The following is a 16,979-nucleotide window of genomic DNA, read 5'->3' on the forward strand; positions in this document are numbered from 1 at the left end:
CCGCGATGCAGACGCCGCGATTTTGCAGTGGAACCGAGTTGCCTTTATCGCGGGCAAGCCCAGCTCCCACAGGGTTATGTGCTGGCAGCGCGATAGCTTGTCTGAAGTCAGCTGTCGCGGCCAGCGTTGCTTTGACAGGCGAGCGCTTTCTCCTGTGGGCGCCGGGCTCGCCCGCGATGCAGACGCCGCGATTTTGCAGTGGAACCGAGTTGCCTTTATCGCGGGCAAGCCCAGCTCCCACAGGGTTATGTGCTGGCAGCGCGATAGCTTCTCTGAAGTAAGCCGTCCCGGGCTAGCGTTGCTTTGACAGGCTAGTGCTTTCTCCTGTGGGAGCCGGGCTTGCCCGCCATGTAGACGCCGCGATTTTGCAGTGGAACCGAGTTGCCTTTATCGCCGGCAAGCACCGCTCCCACAGGACTGTATTTCAAATTTCGAGTGGTCTGATTACCTCACCGCGCCAGCCACCCACCATCCACATTCCACGCCGCGCCACGCACCTGGCTGCCAGCCTCGCTGGACAGGAACAACACCAGTTCGCCCAGCTGTGACGGGGTCACGAACTCAAGCGACGGCTGTTTCTCGGCCAGCAGGTCATGTTTGGCCTGATCCGCATCGCCACTGGCCGCTGCCCGGTCATCAATCTGCTGTTGCACCAGCGGCGTCAGCACCCAGCCGGGGCAAATCGCATTGCAGGTGACATTCGTCGTGGCGGTTTCCAGGCCGACGACTTTGGTCAGGCCAATCACCCCGTGCTTGGCCGCCACGTAGGCCGCTTTACCGGTGGACCCCACCAGACCATGCACCGAAGCAATGTTAATGATTCGCCCCCAGTTTTTACTGCGCATGCCCGGGAGGCATAGGCGCGTGCTGTGGAAGACCGAGGACAGGTTGATTGCAATGATCGAATCCCAACGCTCAACGGGGAAGTCCTCGACGGCGTCAACGTGCTGAATGCCTGCGTTGTTGACCAGAATGTCGACCCCACCAAACTCGCGCTCGGCGTAATCGATCATCTCCGCGATCTGCTCGGGTTTGCTGACATCGGCGGGATGATGACCCACCTTGCCGCCGAACTTCGCAACTTCGGCAATGACTGCCGAAGCATCGCCGAAACCGTTGAGGATCAAGTCAGCGCCAGCTCTGGCAAGCGACAGAGCGATGCCCAGCCCGATACCGCTGGTGGAACCGGTGACCAGTGCCGTTTTACCTTTAAGACTCATACGTTGCGCCTCACACAATGCCAGTAGCGTAAAAAGTGCCGATCACCACAAACACTGCCAGTGTCTTGATGATGGTGATACCGAAAATGTCTTTGTAAGCCTCGCGATGGGTCAACCCGGTGACCGCCAGCAAGGTAATCACCGCGCCGTTATGCGGCAGCGTGTCCATGCCGCCGCTGGCCATGGCCGCGACCCGATGCAGCACCTCCAACGGGATATTGGCGGCATGAGCTGCATTGATGAAAGTTTCCGACATGGCCGCCAGTGCGATGCTCATGCCGCCTGACGCCGAACCGGTGATCCCGGCCAGCAACGTCACGGTGATGGCTTCGTTGACCAGCGGATCTGGAATGCCTTTGAGCCAGTCAGCCAGCACCAGAAAGCCTGGCAGGGAGGCGATGACTGCGCCAAAGCCATATTCCGAAGCGGTATTCATTGCGGCCAGTAACGCGCCGTTCACCGCGCTTTTGCTGCCTTCGGCAAGACGGCTGCGAATGGCTGTGAAGCCGAACGCGAGCACCATCAGGATCCCGATCAGCAAAGCGGCCTCGACTGCCCAGATGGCGGTGAGCTTGGCAATCTCGGTCTGGACCGGTGTCGCCATGCCCGGCAGGGCGAGGGTATGCGTCTTGCCGTACCACTGAGGGATCCACCAGGTGAACAGCAGGTTCATCACGCCAACCAGCAGCAAGGGCGAAATCGCGATCCACGGATTCGGCAGCTTGATGTCTTCCGGCGTATCCGGTTCGTTGCGCAGCTCAGTGCCGTAACCTTCACCGGCGCGCTGGGCTCTATTGCGCTGGCGTTGCAGGTAAAGCATGCCAGCACAGAACACGAAAATAGTGCCGATCACACCCAGCCACGGCGCGGCCCAAGCCGTTGTATTGAAGAACGTGGTGGGGATGATGTTCTGGATCTGCGGGGTGCCGGGCAGGGCGTCCATGGTGAACGAAAACGCACCGAGTGCGATGGTTGCCGGTATCAAACGCTTGGGGATGTCGCTCTGGCGGAACATCTCAGCGGCAAATGGATAGACTGCGAATACCACGACGAACAGCGAAACGCCGCCGTAAGTGAGCAGGGCGCAGACCAGTACGATGACCAGCATGGCTTGGCGGGTACCCAGCACGCCGATGGCTGCCGCGACGATAGCCCGGGAAAATCCGGACAACTCGATCAGCTTGCCAAACACGGCACCCAGCAGAAACACCGGAAAGTACAGCTTGATAAAGCCGACCATCTTGTCCATGAACACCCCGGTAAAGGCCGGGGCGACGGCGGACGGATCTGTCAGAAGTACTGCGCCAAGGGCGGCTATGGGGGCAAAGAGGATAACGCTGTAACCGCGATAGGCAGCAAGCATCAACAGCCCGAGGGCTGCCAGGGCGATGATTACACTCATTGAGTGTCTCCTGGCCTAGGAATCCGGCGAACTCAGAGGCTGCCGATAGCGCTCTGCATGGCTCGGTGGATCCTGTCGGCATATTGTTATTGTTTTCGGCTGCGGGAGTGCCGCTTGAGTGCTTTAGCGGGAATCGTGCCAGCTCTTCAATGCATTGATTTTTATGATCTTTATGTGAATCAGTTGAGGCGAGGATTAGGTTCCGTCTCCGAATCGAGATTTTTTATTTTCTTCTGGCAACATTCGATCTATGTAGTAGCTGCCGAAGGCCGCAATCGCAGCCTTCGGCAGCTCCTACAAAAGCCTTGGTGAAAAAATCTGTAGGAGCGCGCTTGCCCGCGATAGCGTCAGCACAGCCGATAAATTTTTCACTGATAGACCGGATCGCGGGCAAGCGCGCTCCTACAGCTAAAAAAGCACTCCAAATCAGAGGGTTGAATATCGTTGGACAGCGTCGCCGATGTTGGGCGTGAAATACAGAACCCATGAGGGAGCGGTGCTTGCCCGCGATTCAGGCACCTCGGTGTGTCTAATGGACTGCGGCGCTTCGATCGCGGGCAAGCACCGCTCCCACAAGAGAGCTAAAGTGCCCATGGAGATTGCAGGCAACCAGGCCATCTCCTTTCAGAGACACAAGTCTCTCTATTGAGACTCGGCAATCCCCAGCGCGGCCATTTTCTTGTAGAGCGTCGAGCGGCCGAGTCCCAGTTGACTCGCGGCTTCCACGACATTCCCTGCGCATTGCACCAGTGCCTGCTCAATCAACTGCCGATCAAAGCGTTGTCGGGCCTGGCTGAAGGTTTCGAAGCAGGCAGGATCAGACGATTCACTGGCCAAGCTATTGACCGGGACCAGACTGCCAATCGAGGCTCTGATCTCTTTAGCATTGAGCACGAGGTCATCACTGAGCAAGGCTGCACGCTCCAGAACGTTGCGCAGCTCGCGAATATTGCCCGGCCACGCATGCTGGGCGAGCAGCGCCTGTGCGCCCGGTTCGAGTTCGTGCTGGCTGCGCAGCTCTTCGAGGATCGATTCGCTGAGAGCAGGCAGGTCATCCAGCCGATCGCGCAACGGCGGCACCTGAATGGGCAAAACGCTCAAGCGGTAATAAAGGTCCGCGCGAAACTGGCCGCGTTTGATGGCTGCTTCAAGGTCAGTGGAAGTTGCAGCAATCAGGCGGATATCGCTCTTGTGCACTTGATTGGAACCGACAGGCTCGTACTCTTTTTCCTGCAGGACGCGCAGCAGTTTGCTTTGCAAGGGCAGTGGCATATCGCCGATTTCATCGAGAAACAACGTGCCCCCCTGGGCGATCTGCAGTTTGCCCGGTCGCCCTTTGCGGTCAGCGCCGGTGAAGGCACCCGGCGCAGTGCCGAAAAACTCCGCTTCCAGCAATGTTTCCGGAATGGCCGCGCTGTTGATGCTGACAAATGCTTTGTGTGCCCGTGGTGACGCGTTGTGAATCGCGTGGGCCAGCAGTTCCTTGCCGGTGCCCGTTTCACCCAGCAGCAGAACGGGGGATTCAGCACTGGCGCTGCGTCGCGCCCGGCGTTTGACTTCCAGGCTGGCCGCGCTGGTGCCAATGAAATGCGCAAAACTGTATTTGGCCTGACGGGCACGTAACAAGGAACGGGTAGAGGCCAGTTCCTCCTGCATGCTCAGGTAACGCTTGAGTAGCGGCGAAAGCGCCTGAAGCTCATCAAACAGAGCGAAACCAATGGCCCCGATCAAATCACCGGTGTCATCGTGAATCGGCAAGCGCATGACCACCAGCGGGTCCTTGGCGGTATCCATCATGTCCAACAGAATCGGCCGTCCATTAGTGGCAACCTGGCGCAGCAGACTTCCGGGGATGACCTTTTCACAGGGTTGGCCCAGCGCCGAACTGGAGTCCTGCAGCCCGAAGCGGCGGGCATAACGTTCGTTGATCCAGACAATCTTTGCGTCTTTATCGACAATCACGGTGCCCTCGCTCGACTGCTCGATGATTTCGAACAGCGAGCGAATCGCCAGTTGGCGAACCCTGCGATAATCGTTGAGGCTATGGCTCTCTTTCATGGGGTGTTCCGTTGTGTGTCACCGGCGTCTGGCCGTACAGAATGCCCTTTTTTTCAACTGAATCCAGGGTGTGCCGCCGCCAGCAATTCCTTGGTGTAAGGATGCTGGGGGGCGTCGAACAGATCGTGACTGGCGCCACGTTCGACAACCTTGCCGTCTTTGAGCACGATCAGGTCGTGGGCCAGTGCTTTGACTACGGCCAGATCGTGACTGATGAACAAATACGTGAGTCCGTGCTTCTCCTGCAACTGACGCAGCAAGGCCACGACTTGTTTCTGCACCGTTCGGTCAAGCGCCGAGGTCGGTTCATCCAGCAGGATCAATGCCGGTCTGAGGACCAGAGCCCTTGCGATGGCAATCCTTTGGCGCTGGCCGCCGGAAAACTCATGGGGGTATCGATGTCTGCTTTGCGGGTCGATACCGACTTCTTCCAGCACGCGAATGACTTCGACCTCACATTGCGTCGCGTCCATCTCGCTATGGACTTCAAGCCCTTCACTGATGATTTGCGCCACCGACATACGCGGGCTGAGGCTGCCATAAGGGTCCTGAAAAACCACCTGCATCTGCTTGCGCCACGGGCGCATTTGCTTTTGGTTCAGGTCGTCCAGACGCTGACCCTGAAAACGGATACTGCCACGCGATTCAAGCAGGCGCAGGATTGCCTGACCAAGTGTCGATTTTCCCGAGCCTGACTCCCCTACGATGCCGAGGGTTTTACCGCGCTCGATGCTCAGGCTGATGTCATCCACCGCCTTGAGGTATTCCTTGTGCTGACGGAAAATCCCGCCGCCTAGTGAGAACCAGACACGCAAATTGTCCACCTCCAGCACTTTCTCCCGACTGTCCCGGGGCAGCGGTTCCCCAGCGGGTTCGGCGTCGAGCAGCAGTTTGCTGTAAGGGTGCTGTGGCTGTTTGAACAATGAGTGGCAATTGGATTGCTCGACGATTTCCCCGGCGCGCATCACGCAGACTCGCTGGGCAATGCTGTGCACCAGATTCAGGTCATGGCTGATCAGTAGCAGCGACATGTTCAAGCGCTGTTGCAGTTCTTTGAGCAGCAGCAGGATCTTGCGCTGCACCGTCACATCCAGGGCCGTGGTCGGCTCGTCGGCGATCAGCAATTCCGGCTCGCAGGCCAGCGCCATGGCAATCATCACTCGCTGGCGCTGACCACCTGATAGCTCGTGCGGATAGGCTTTGAGACGTTTATCCGGTTGCTGGATACCCACCAGTTCGAGCAGTTCAACAATGCGTTTTTGTGCGGCCCGGCCTGTCAGGCCCTTGTGCAGCAGAAGGGTCTCACCGATTTGTTTGGAGACCGTGTGCAGCGGGTTCAGCGAGGTCATCGGCTCCTGGAAAATCATCCCGATCTGATGACCCCGCAAGCGCCGTAAAGTGCGGCTGTCTGCGCCAAGCAACTGCTGGTCCCGATAGAGAATGCTGCCGGTGCTGACTGTGCCTTTGGTGGGTAGCAATTGCAGGATCGAATGGGCGGTAACTGACTTGCCGGAACCGGATTCACCCACCAGCGCCAGGCATTCACCGGCGCGGATATCCAGGCTCAGGTTCTTGACCACCGTTTGCCCGCTGAAGGCGACACTGAGGTCACGGATTTCAATCAGGTTGTCCGACATATCAAGACCTCGGGTCGAAGGCATCACGCAGCGCCTCGCCAATGAACACCAGCAGTGACAGGATCAGCGCCAGGGTGAAGAAAGCGGTCAGTCCCAGCCAGGGTGCTTGCAGGTTCTGTTTGCCCTGGGCGATCAATTCCCCCAGCGACGCGCTGCCAGCGGGCATGCCGAAGCCCAGAAAATCCAGCGCTGTCAGGGTAGAAATCGCGCCGGTGAGGATAAATGGCAGGTAACTCAGGGTCGCGTTCATCGCGTTCGGCAGGATATGCCGAGTGATGATCTTGCTGTCGCTGATGCCTAATGCGCGAGCCGCCTTGACGTACTCAAGGTTGCGGCCGCGAAGAAACTCGGCGCGCACCACATCCACCAGCGCGAGCCATGAAAACAGCGCCATGATGCCCAGCAACCACCAGAAATTGGGTTCGACGAAGCCGGACAAAATGATCAGCAGATAAAGCACCGGCAACCCTGACCAGACTTCCAGCAAGCGCTGACCGATCAGGTCGACCCAGCCGCCGTAATAGCCTTGCAGCGCACCCGCTGCGATACCAATCAGGGCACTGATAGTCGTCAATACCAGGGCGAAGAGAATCGATACTCGGGCACCGAATATCACTCGGGCGAGCACATCTCGCGCCTGATCGTCAGTGCCCAGCCAGTTTTGCGCTGTCGGCGGGCTGGGGGCAGGGCGATTGAGGTCGTAATTGGGGGTGTTGTCGCTGAACGGAATGGGCGGGAACAGCATCCAGCCATCACCTTTTTTGATCAGATCCCGAACGTAATCACTGCGATAGTCCGGCTGAAACGGCAATTGGCCGCCGAACTCTTGCTCGGTGTAACGCTTGAGTGCCGGGAAATACAGCGAGTTCTGATAACTGAGGACCAGTGGCTTGTCATTGGCGATCAACTCGCCACCCAGCGTCAGCAGGAACAGACCGCAGAACAGCCACAGTGACCACCAGCCTCGGCGGTTCTTGCGAAAGCGGTCAAGCCGTCGTTGGGCCAGCGGAGAAAGTCTGCTCATCAGGCATTCCTCGCGCTGAAGTCGATTCGTGGATCGACCAGGGTGTAGCAGATATCTCCGACCAGTTTTATCAGCAAGCCAAACAGGGTGAAGATGAACAGCGAGCCGAATACCACGGGATAGTCCCGTGAAACCGCAGCTTCATAGCTCATGCGGCCCAGACCATCGAGGGAGAAAATGACTTCGATGAGCAGCGAACCTGCAAAAAACACGCTGATGAATGCCTGCGGAATACCCGCTACCACCAGCAGCATGGCGTTGCGAAACACATGGCCGTACAGCACGCGGCGCTCGCTCAAGCCTTTGGCCCTGGCCGTCACTACGTACTGGCGGGTGATTTCATTCAGAAACGAGTTCTTGGTCAGAATCGTCAGCGTCGCGAAACCACCAATGACCAGTGACGAAACCGGCAGCACCAGATGCCAGAAGTAGTCCGCAATCTTGCCCACAGTGCTCATCTGCTCGAAGTCTTCGGACACCAGCCCGCGTACCGGGAACCAGTTGAGTGACGTCCCCCCGGCAAATAGCACTACCAGCAGCATAGCAAACAGAAACGCTGGCATTGCGTAGCCAATGATGATGGCGGTGCTGCTCCAGATATCGAACTGACTGCCATGTCTGACTGCCTTGCGAATGCCCAGAGGGATCGAAACCAGATACGTGATCAGCGTTGCCCAGAGCCCCAGCGAAATGGACACCGGCATCTTTTGCAGAATCAGGTCCGTGACCGTCGCGCCCCGGAAGAAGCTGTTACCGAAATCCAGCCGCGCATAGCTTTTCAGCATCAGCCACAGGCGCTCGTGGAGGGGCTTGTCGAAACCATATTGGTGTTCGATGTCTTTGATCAGTTTGGGATCGAGGCCGCGAGACGCGCGTGACGGGTTGGCATTGATTGACTCGCTCGCTGCGCTGCCAGCACTGGAACTGGCACCGCCGATACCTTGCAAGCGGGCAATGGCCTGCTCAACCGGGCCACCGGGCGCCGCCTGAACAATAAAGAAGTTGACCAGCAAAATGCACAACAGCGTAGGAATGATCAGCAACAGACGTCGCAATAAATAGCCGAGCATTCACTTCATCTCCGAGGCGACGGCGGAAGCGCCGCGTTTTTCAGCGAACTGCTCGTTGGTCAGCGGAACAGGGCTGACCTCCCACCAGGTTTCAATCGCCTCCCCATTACTGGCCTGTACTTTCGGAATGCCGAAACGATTCCACCACAGCGTAGATGCACCCGGCGGGTAATAGTTGGGAATCCAGTAATAGCCCCATTGCAGCACACGATCCAGGCAACGGGCGTAATCCACCATGGTGGATTTCTGATCGGCGCTGACCAGTCCGGCGATCAGGCTGTCCACTGCTGGGTCCTGCAGCACCATGTAGTTACTGGAGCCGGGGTCGCGGGCGCCTTTGGAGCCGAAACTGTTATACAGCTCCATACCAGGCGAGGTTGAAACCGGGTAACCGGTCACGATCATGTCGTAATCACGGGCCATTACCCGGTTCAGAAACTGCGCCGAGTCAATGCGGCGTATCTCGAAGTCGATACCGATCTGCGCCAGCGTGCGCTTGTACGGCAGCAATATTTTTTCAAACCCGGCCTGGCCGTTGAGAAAGGTAAAGGTAAACGGCTCGCCTTGGGCGTTGACCAGATGATCGCCTTTGGGCGTCCAGCCAGCGTCTTCCATCAGCTTCAGTGCCTCAAGCTGCTTGTCCCGGATGTATCCCGTGCCATCTGTTTTCGGGGTGTGGAATACCTTGTTGAACACTTCCGGCGGCACGTTGGCACGCAAAGGCTCAAGAATTTTCAGTTCGGCTGGAGTCGGCAGCTCAGTGGCGGCCAGGGACGAGTTGGAAAAGTAGCTGTTCTGGCGGATGTACATGTTGCGCATCATCTGCCGGTTGGTCCATTCGAAGTCCCAGAGCATCGATAACGCCTGACGCACCCGGCGATCCTGAAAAATGGGGCGATCCAGGTTGAAGACAAAACCTTGAGAACTCTGCACGGCGCCTTTGGCCAGATGGGCCTTTTGCAGGCGGCCGTCGGTCAGCGCCGGGCTGTCGTAGAGAATCGAATAGGCCGTGGCGGAGTACTCGCGGTTGTAGTCGTAAGCGCCGCCCTTGAGGACTTGCCGGGCCACGTCAATGTCGCCGAAGTACTCGACGCTGAAGGTGTCGAAGTTATAGGAACCGCGGTTTACCGGCAGATCCCTGGCCCACCAGTCCGGGTCACGGGCGAAGGTGATGCTGCGTCCTGGGTCCACCTTGGCGACTTTGTAGGGGCCGCTGCCCACCGGAATCTCAAAGCCGCCACCGCCAGCGAAGTCGCGACTCTTCCACCAGTGTTCCGGAAAGACCGGAAGGGAAGTGAGGTCCAGCGGCAACGTTCGACTTTCACTGGACTTGAAGTCAAAGCGGATCCGGGTTGGGGATTCAACCTCAACGCCTTTGACGTCCTGAAATTGTGTCCGGTATGACAGGCTGCCCTGCGTCATCAGCAGGTCGTAGGTGTAGCGCACGTCTTCTGCGGTAATAGGCACGCCGTCTGCGAAGCGGGCTTTCGGATTGATATAGAAGCGCAACGACAGGCCATCATCGCTGCGCTCGATGCGCTCAGCCACCAGACCATAAACGGTGTAAGGCTCGTCCAGCGATCGTACAGCGAGAGGTGAATAGAGCATGCCATTGATTTGCGACACGCCGGTCCCTTTGTCCAGATAGGGCATCAGGTGGTCGAACTGGCCAATTTCCTGAGCCGAGCGACGCATGCTGCCGCCTTTTGGCGCGTCCGGGTTTACGTAGTCGAAATGCTTGAAATCCGCAGAGTAACGGGGCGCTTCGCCATAAACCGTCAGAGCGTGTTGCGGCGCAGCGGACAATAATTGAGGGCCAGAGAGCAGGGCCAGCAGTGCCACGATCAGCGATGAAGAAACAAAACGCATTACTGGGATCCTGACTGACGTCGGCGGGCGAACATCAGGGTTAAGGGTGGCGATGATTAAAGTCATACGACAGGCACGGTCAGGCAACGTTCTTGACCGTTCAATGCAGGCTTCAACAAGGTACCGGAACCCGGGCTGGTTTGTAACTGGATGATGCGCGGTGCAAGTAGGGGTTATGCGCTAAACCCCAGCATTGCGGGGCTCGTGCGCTCCTACAGGGGGGCATGGCGGTTTCTCTAGCGCCACAAACAAAAACGGCCCGCCTTGAGGCGAGCCGTTTGTGAGCATCAGTCGCGAGGAATCAATCCTGGCGGCTGGTCACTTCCAGCAGGTGATAACCGAACTGGGTCTTCACCGGGCCTTGCACGACGTTAACGGGCGCGCTGAACACGACAGTGTCGAATTCCTTGACCATCTGGCCTGGGCCGAAAGAACCCAGATCACCGCCCTGGCGGCTGGATGGGCAGCTGGAGTTGGATTTGGCGACTTCCGCAAAATCAGCACCGCCTTCGATCTGCGCTTTGAGCTCGTTGCATTTCTCTTCGCTGGATACAAGGATGTGGCGGGCAGTGGCTTTAGCCATGTGGAATTACTCCTGTGAAAAAAAAGAAAGAGCCTACCGGATTAAGGAAGGCATTTCTCGATAAAGTTCAGAGCATTAACCATCAAGCGAGTTGAGCGGCGTTGTCCGCCGCTCTTTTTCGCTTGTTACCTGTAACGCAGTTTGCTGACGGCTTCGCGCAGCAGATGCTCTGTGGCGTCCCAGCCCAGGCAGCCATCAGTCACCGAGACACCGTAACGCATCGAGCCGCTGATCGGCTGGCAGCCTTCAAACAGATGACTTTCGATCATCATGCCAACCAGTGATGAGTCACCCTGCAAGCGCTGCGCGAGCACATCGTTGAATACTTCCGGCTGGCGCAACGGGTCTTTGCCACTGTTCGCGTGACTGCAGTCGACCATGATGCGTTCGGCAATTTGCTGTTTCGCGAGGCTCTCACGTACTTGCGCCACGCTACTACGATCGTAGTTAGGCCCTTGGTGTCCACCGCGAAGTACGATGTGAGTGTCGGGGTTGCCCTGGGTTTCGATGATCGCCGGATGCCCTTGGCGATCCATGCCGAAGTGACGATGCCCATGAGCAGCCGAACGCATGGCGTCACAGGCAATGGCGACGCCCCCGTCAGTCCCGTTCTTGAAGCCCACTGGCATAGGCAGACCGCTGGCCACCTCCCGGTGGATCTGCGATTCAGTGGTGCGAGCACCAATGGCGACCCAACTGAGCAGGTCGTCAAAATAACCGGCTGCCATGGGTTGCAGGATCTCTGTCGCAACAGGCAGACCCAGGCGCAGCATCTCGCGCATCAGATGACGTGAGAGCGTGAGGCCTGCGGCCATGTCATCACTGCCGTCGAGTTGCGGATCATAAGCCAGGCCCTTCCAGCCAACCGTGGTGCGGGGCTTCTCTACGTAGGCGCGCATCACCAGCAGCATCTGATCGCTGACTTCACCGGCAAGGGCCGCCAGGCGTTCGGCGTATTCAATGGCTGATTGTGGATCATGGATGGAGCAGGGGCCTACCACCACCAGCAGGCGAGAGTCCTGGCCATTGAGGATGGCGCGAACGGCGCGGCGTTGTGCGGCAACCTGTTCAGTGAGGGCAAGATCCAGCGGCAACTGCGATTTCAGTTGCAGGGTACTTGGCAGGCGTTGCGGGGCGGGAATGCTGTCGAGCACGGTCAGGTTGCGGGACGACAGGTCAGACGGTTTTACGGCGATAGACGAATTCATGGTTCTGCTTCCTGGGCTGGCGGGTGCGGCCCGCTCGAGCCCTACTGGGGTGTTCGACAATTTGCCGGGTTGGCGTTTTGTAACGGGTTGCCACCTGTCAGTGACCGAACGGAGGCGGCTTGCTGTCCCGAACGGAGGCTGCTAAATCGCCAGGCAGTGCAAATGTCGGTGCGGTAATAAGTGCTGTAGGTCATGTCGTAATCCTCGATTCAATTAAATTTTCAGGGGGCGCTAAAAAAAAACCCCCCGGTCGGGTAGCCGACCGGGGGTAGAGAATTCTCTGGTTGGCGTCCCCTTGATGTGGGCGCCGGATGGGTATCAGGCGCGCCAGTGGCTAAACCAATACCCAAAATAAGAAGTGTTTTGCGGAGCAACGTCTGCCGACTGACCACACACGGCCGCGCGCGCTTCCAGGCGATCAACGCTGGTCTGCAACAGTGGCTGTGAAGTGGATGGCAACATGATACGTCTCCGTTAAGTGCAGCGAGCTTACTTCAGCCGTGCTGAGCATTTCAATCAGAAATATCAATGGCAGCCATAGGCGGCTTCAGCAAAATCAGTCGAGAGGGCTCGCGCTTTTTTCGTTCGACGAGTTCGAAACAAGATGTTTAAAGCGAGGGAGAAATGGAGAAAGCTCTTACAGGCGAGTGTCCATTAATCCCGTGTATTCCATCCGCAATTTCTCACCTGGAAGAATCTCAATCAGCTGCTGCTTCAACTTGACGTTGTGGCTCGGCGGGAATGATGCCGTCCTTCATGCCCAGTAAAACCGCCACTTTATGGGCCTCTCCGCGCCGACCTTTCTTGCGGCCAGCCAAAACCTGATAAGTGGTTGCCGGATCAATGCTGTGCTCGCGGGCAAACTCTTGAACAGATTTACCTTGATGTTCAAGCCATGCTTTGGCTTGTGCGGCGGTACGTATTCCGGGCATAGTTCAAAACCGTTCAAATCAGTTTAATTTAACTCGATTCTACCATTCGTAAGGATGGGGTCAACAGGATTACGCATTCAAATGAGTGGAATAGGTTCCCGACTGAGAAAAGAAAGAGAACGCTTGGGTTTATCTCAGCGTGCTTTTGGAGAAATCGGAGGCGTGGAGGCCAACGCTCAGGGCAAATATGAAAGTGGCGATCGTGCCCCCAAGGCCGATTACCTCGCAGCCATCGCCGCAAAGGGCGTGGATGTATTGTTTGTTCTGACCGGAAGCGCTACGCCTATCCTTGTCGAAAATCTAAGCAATGCTGAGGAGAAAGTTCTGGGTAGCTACCGTACCCTCACCAAGGAAGATCAGGATGCCATCAGGCGATTGACCATCACCATGGCTGAGCTGTCAGCTTCATATGCCATCCAGAGCAAGGCGCGTTAATCGCAGGGAAGGCTGAAACTCCACTGCGTTAACGATTAGCGGCGCAAATAATTTCATCATTTGAGGGCATCGGTGATAGCGTGTCCTCAGCGCCATATCAAAATCATTGTGGGCCAGACCTTGCTTGACGCTAGGTCTGGCCCTTTGTTTTTGCTATGGTGATCCGTATTCGTTATGACCGTTTTGCGAGGTGTCTGCTTGATTAAGGTGCTAGTTGTTGATGACCATGATCTTGTCCGGACAGGCATTACCCGCATGTTGGCTGATATAGACGGTCTTCAGGTGGTCGGCCAGGCAGACTCTGGTGAAGAATCGCTCAAGAAAGCGCGCGAGCTGAAGCCTGATGTGGTGCTCATGGACGTAAAGATGCCCGGCATCGGCGGCCTCGAAGCGACTCGCAAAATGTTGCGCAGCCATCCCGAAATCAAGGTTGTGGCAGTTACGGTCTGCGAGGAAGATCCTTTTCCAACGCGGCTGTTGCAGGCCGGTGCGGCGGGTTACATGACCAAAGGTGCTGGCTTGGCGGAAATGGTGCAGGCCATCCGTCTGGTCTTTGCCGGACAGCGTTACATCAGTCCGCAGATAGCCCAGCAACTGGCCCTCAAGTCGTTCCAGCCGCAAGTCAACAACTCGCCCTTCGATCTGCTTTCGGAGCGTGAGATCCAGATTGCCCTGATGATCGTTGGCTGCCAGAAAGTGCAGACCATCTCCGATAAGCTGTGTCTGTCCCCGAAAACCGTAAATACCTACCGTTACCGTATCTTTGAGAAGCTGTCGATTGGCAGCGATGTCGAGCTGGCTTTGCTGGCGGTACGTCACGGCATGGTCGATGCCAGCGCCTGAAATGAACCCATCGTTTGACCCGAGTGCCTTTCTTGCAACCTGTAGTGGCCGTCCTGGCGTGTATCGCATGTTCGATACCGAGGCGCGGCTACTGTACGTCGGCAAAGCCAAGAATCTGAAAAACCGCCTGGCGAGTTACTTTCGCAAGACCGGCCACGCGCCAAAGACCAGTGCATTGGTCTCGCGGATCGCCCAGATTGAAACCACGATCACCGCCAACGAAACCGAGGCGCTGCTGCTTGAGCAGACGCTGATCAAAGAATGGCGTCCGCCTTACAATATTCTGCTGCGCGATGATAAGTCCTATCCCTACGTCTATCTGTCGGATGGTGACTTTCCGCGTCTAAGTATTCATCGCGGCGCCAAGAAACCCAAAGGTCGTTATTTCGGCCCTTACCCCAGTGCCGGAGCGGTACGGGAAAGCCTGAGCTTGATGCAGAAGACCTTTCTGGTTCGTCAGTGTGAAGACAGCTTCTACAAGAACCGCACCCGACCGTGCCTGCAATATCAGATCAAGCGCTGCAAGGGGCCGTGTGTCGGTCTCGTGGAGCCGGAGGTTTACGCGGAAGATGTGCGCCACTCGGTGATGTTCCTCGAAGGTCGCAGTAACACGCTGACTGACGAGTTGAACGCACTGATGGAAAAAGCCGCCATGAGTCTGGATTTTGAACAGGCTGCCGAGTTGCGTGACCAGATTGCGTTGCTGCGCCGGGTTCAGGATCAACAGAGCATGGAAGGCGGCACGGGTGACGTCGACGTCGTCGCTGCCTTCGTCAACCCCGGCGGCGCTTGTGTGCATCTGATCAGCGTGCGCGGGGGCAGGGTGCTGGGTAGCAAGAACTTCTTCCCTCAGGTCGGTATCGAGGAGGAGGTGGGCGAGGTCATGTCGGCCTTCCTGTCGCAGTATTTCCTTGGCGGCGTTGATCGTGAGTTGCCAGCTGAAATCATCGTCAATGTGCTGCATGACGATTTCCCGACCTTGATCGATGCCATTGAAGAGTCTCGAGGTCGCGAACTGGTGATCAGCCACCGCGTTCGTGGCACCCGTGCCCGCTGGCAGCAGATGGCAGTGACCAACGCGGAACAGGCGTTGGCGGCGCGGCTCGCCAATCGTCAGCATGTAGCAGCTCGATTCGATGCACTGCAGAAGGTTCTGAAACTCGATGAGCCGCCGCTGCGCCTTGAGTGCTATGACATCAGCCACTCCAGTGGTGAAGCTACAGTGGCTTCCTGCGTGGTATTTGGTCCTGAAGGGCCGATCAAATCGGATTATCGCCGCTACAACATTGAGGGCGTTACGGCGGGGGACGACTATGCTGCCATGCACCAGGCATTGACCCGACGTTTCAGCAAGCTGAAAGAAGGCGAGGGCAAGTTGCCGGATATTCTGCTGGTTGACGGCGGTAAAGGGCAGATGTCCATGGCCCGGGATGTATTGAATGAGCTGGCAGTGCCTGATCTGATCCTGTTGGGTGTTGCCAAAGGTACGACCCGTAAGGCAGGCTTTGAAACCCTGTACCTGAATGATTCCGCTCACGAATTTACCCTGCCGGGGGATTCTCCGGCGTTGCACCTGATTCAACAGATTCGCGACGAAGCTCACCGTTTTGCAATTACTGGACACCGGGCACGACGCGGCAAGACACGGCGCACTTCGAGTCTTGAAGGCGTTGCCGGAGTAGGGCCGACACGGCGTCGTGACCTGCTCAAGCACTTTGGTGGTTTGCAGGAATTGTCCCGCGCCAGCATCGAAGAAATCGCAAAAGCGCCCGGAATAAGTAAAAAGCTTGCAGAGTCGATTTATGCGAACCTGCACAGCGAGTAGAATGCCCGCTCACCTCGTAGCAAGTTGTGCCGATGAATATCCCTAATCTGATCACCGTTCTACGTGTCCTCCTGATTCCGATCTTCATTCTGCTGTTTTATCTGCCGTACCACTGGAGCTACATGGCAGCCAGTAGCGTCTTCGCTTTTGCCGCGGCGACCGACTGGCTCGATGGTTATCTGGCTCGCCGTCTGGAGCAGAGCACGCCGTTTGGCGCGTTTCTCGATCCCGTCGCGGACAAACTGATGGTTGCAGTGGCGCTCGTGTTGCTGGTTCAGGCCCACGCCAATCTATGGCTGACGTTGCCTGCGGCGGTGATTATCGGCCGTGAGATCGTTATTTCCGCTTTGCGCGAATGGATGGCCGAATTGGGCGCCAGGGCGCAGGTGGCGGTATCGAACCTGGGCAAATGGAAGACCGCCGCACAAATGCTGGCGCTGGTCATCCTGCTGGCTAATCCACCCGCGTTCACATTCTGGGTGGTGCTGGGTTACGTGTTGCTGATTCTCGCTGCAGGCCTGACTTTGTGGTCGATGCTGCAATACCTGAGAGCAGCATGGCCGCATCTGAAAACCACCGCTGATAAAAAATAAGTTTTTAAAACAAAGGGTTGACGGCGCGGTTTGAATGTATAGAATAGCGCCCGTCACCAAGATGCGGGAATAGCTCAGTTGGTAGAGCACGACCTTGCCAAGGTCGGGGTCGCGAGTTCGAGTCTCGTTTCCCGCTCCAAGTTTGTACACATTGAGTGTTTGTTGTTTGAGCACTGGATGTTTGAGGCCGAGTAGCAAAATGGTTATGCCGCGGATTGCAAATCCGCTTACGCCGGTTCGATTCCGACCTCGGCCTCCACTATTAAAGAACCCGAAGATT

Annotated in this window: 16 protein-coding genes and 2 tRNA genes; 7 read left to right on the forward strand and 11 right to left on the reverse strand. The window is 57.1% G+C overall.

What is annotated here, in order from left to right; translation table 11 throughout:
- The coding region (locus KDX30_RS23225; protein ID WP_231677609.1) for a hypothetical protein at nt 1-307 on the forward strand (307 nt) is incomplete at its 5' end.
- Nucleotides 308-449: 142 nt separating this feature from the next.
- Here the strand turns inward: KDX30_RS23225 and KDX30_RS23230 are convergent.
- The 11 genes from KDX30_RS23230 to KDX30_RS23280 all read right to left on the reverse strand — a co-directional run bounded on the left by KDX30_RS23230 (nt 450) and on the right by KDX30_RS23280 (nt 13,003).
- On the reverse strand, nt 450-1,220 hold the full coding sequence (locus tag KDX30_RS23230) for a 3-hydroxybutyrate dehydrogenase (protein ID WP_122397072.1): 771 nt from the start codon (nt 1,218-1,220) through the stop codon (nt 450-452).
- A gap of 10 nt (nt 1,221-1,230) precedes the next feature.
- A complete protein-coding gene (locus KDX30_RS23235) occupies nt 1,231-2,622 on the reverse strand; it encodes a GntP family permease (RefSeq protein ID WP_122704763.1) in 1,392 nt (463 codons plus the stop codon).
- A 642-nt stretch (nt 2,623-3,264) separates the two neighbouring features.
- The gene (locus KDX30_RS23240; RefSeq protein ID WP_231677610.1) at nt 3,265-4,680 is read right to left on the reverse strand and encodes a sigma-54 interaction domain-containing protein; all 1,416 of its coding nucleotides are present in this window, start codon (nt 4,678-4,680) and stop codon (nt 3,265-3,267) included.
- A 53-nt stretch (nt 4,681-4,733) separates the two neighbouring features.
- A complete protein-coding gene (locus tag KDX30_RS23245; protein WP_231677628.1) occupies nt 4,734-6,317 on the reverse strand; it encodes an ABC transporter ATP-binding protein in 1,584 nt (527 codons plus the stop codon).
- Nucleotide 6,318: 1 nt separating this feature from the next.
- Nucleotides 6,319-7,341, reverse strand: coding sequence for an ABC transporter permease (locus KDX30_RS23250; RefSeq protein WP_231677611.1), 1,023 nt, complete (start codon nt 7,339-7,341; stop codon nt 6,319-6,321).
- Entirely contained in the window at nt 7,341-8,411 is a 1,071-nt protein-coding gene (locus KDX30_RS23255; protein WP_099271255.1) for a microcin C ABC transporter permease YejB, read from the reverse strand. The genes KDX30_RS23250 and KDX30_RS23255 overlap by 1 nt, the downstream gene beginning before the upstream one ends.
- Nucleotides 8,412-10,280: an extracellular solute-binding protein gene (locus KDX30_RS23260; RefSeq protein WP_231677612.1), complete on the reverse strand. Its 1,869-nt coding sequence runs from the start codon at nt 10,278-10,280 to the stop codon at nt 8,412-8,414.
- A 301-nt stretch (nt 10,281-10,581) separates the two neighbouring features.
- Nucleotides 10,582-10,863: a peptidylprolyl isomerase gene (locus tag KDX30_RS23265; RefSeq protein WP_027898593.1), complete on the reverse strand. Its 282-nt coding sequence runs from the start codon at nt 10,861-10,863 to the stop codon at nt 10,582-10,584.
- Between the two features lie 125 nt (nt 10,864-10,988).
- Complete coding sequence (locus tag KDX30_RS23270; protein ID WP_231677613.1) at nt 10,989-12,071, reverse strand: 3-deoxy-7-phosphoheptulonate synthase; 1,083 nt, start codon at nt 12,069-12,071, stop codon at nt 10,989-10,991.
- A gap of 318 nt (nt 12,072-12,389) precedes the next feature.
- Nucleotides 12,390-12,533: a hypothetical protein gene (locus KDX30_RS23275; RefSeq protein WP_231677614.1), complete on the reverse strand. Its 144-nt coding sequence runs from the start codon at nt 12,531-12,533 to the stop codon at nt 12,390-12,392.
- 236 nt (nt 12,534-12,769) lie between these two features.
- Nucleotides 12,770-13,003 carry a DNA-binding protein gene (locus KDX30_RS23280; RefSeq protein WP_027898591.1) on the reverse strand — a complete coding sequence of 78 codons (234 nt, stop codon included), beginning with the start codon at nt 13,001-13,003 and terminating at the stop codon, nt 12,770-12,772.
- A gap of 81 nt (nt 13,004-13,084) precedes the next feature.
- Here KDX30_RS23280 and KDX30_RS23285 point away from each other — a divergent pair, with 81 nt between their 5' ends.
- From KDX30_RS23285 to KDX30_RS23310, 6 genes are all read left to right on the forward strand, one after another.
- Nucleotides 13,085-13,438: a helix-turn-helix domain-containing protein gene (locus KDX30_RS23285; RefSeq protein WP_027898590.1), complete on the forward strand. Its 354-nt coding sequence runs from the start codon at nt 13,085-13,087 to the stop codon at nt 13,436-13,438.
- 198 nt (nt 13,439-13,636) lie between these two features.
- Nucleotides 13,637-14,281: a response regulator transcription factor GacA gene (gacA, locus tag KDX30_RS23290; protein WP_027898589.1), complete on the forward strand. Its 645-nt coding sequence runs from the start codon at nt 13,637-13,639 to the stop codon at nt 14,279-14,281.
- Nucleotide 14,282: 1 nt separating this feature from the next.
- The gene (gene uvrC / locus KDX30_RS23295) at nt 14,283-16,106 is read left to right on the forward strand and encodes an excinuclease ABC subunit UvrC (RefSeq protein ID WP_231667482.1); all 1,824 of its coding nucleotides are present in this window, start codon (nt 14,283-14,285) and stop codon (nt 16,104-16,106) included.
- A gap of 32 nt (nt 16,107-16,138) precedes the next feature.
- Nucleotides 16,139-16,699 (forward strand): CDP-diacylglycerol--glycerol-3-phosphate 3-phosphatidyltransferase, encoded by a 561-nt coding sequence (gene pgsA / locus KDX30_RS23300; RefSeq protein WP_027898587.1) that lies wholly within the window; start codon nt 16,139-16,141, stop codon nt 16,697-16,699.
- 63 nt (nt 16,700-16,762) lie between these two features.
- A tRNA-Gly gene (locus KDX30_RS23305) sits at nt 16,763-16,838 on the forward strand.
- A gap of 46 nt (nt 16,839-16,884) precedes the next feature.
- Nucleotides 16,885-16,958: transfer RNA gene (locus tag KDX30_RS23310), tRNA-Cys, on the forward strand.
- The last annotated feature ends 21 nt before the right edge of the window (nt 16,959-16,979 follow it).

Source organism: Pseudomonas quasicaspiana (genome assembly GCF_021147825.1).
GTDB lineage: Bacteria > Pseudomonadota > Gammaproteobacteria > Pseudomonadales > Pseudomonadaceae > Aquipseudomonas > Aquipseudomonas quasicaspiana.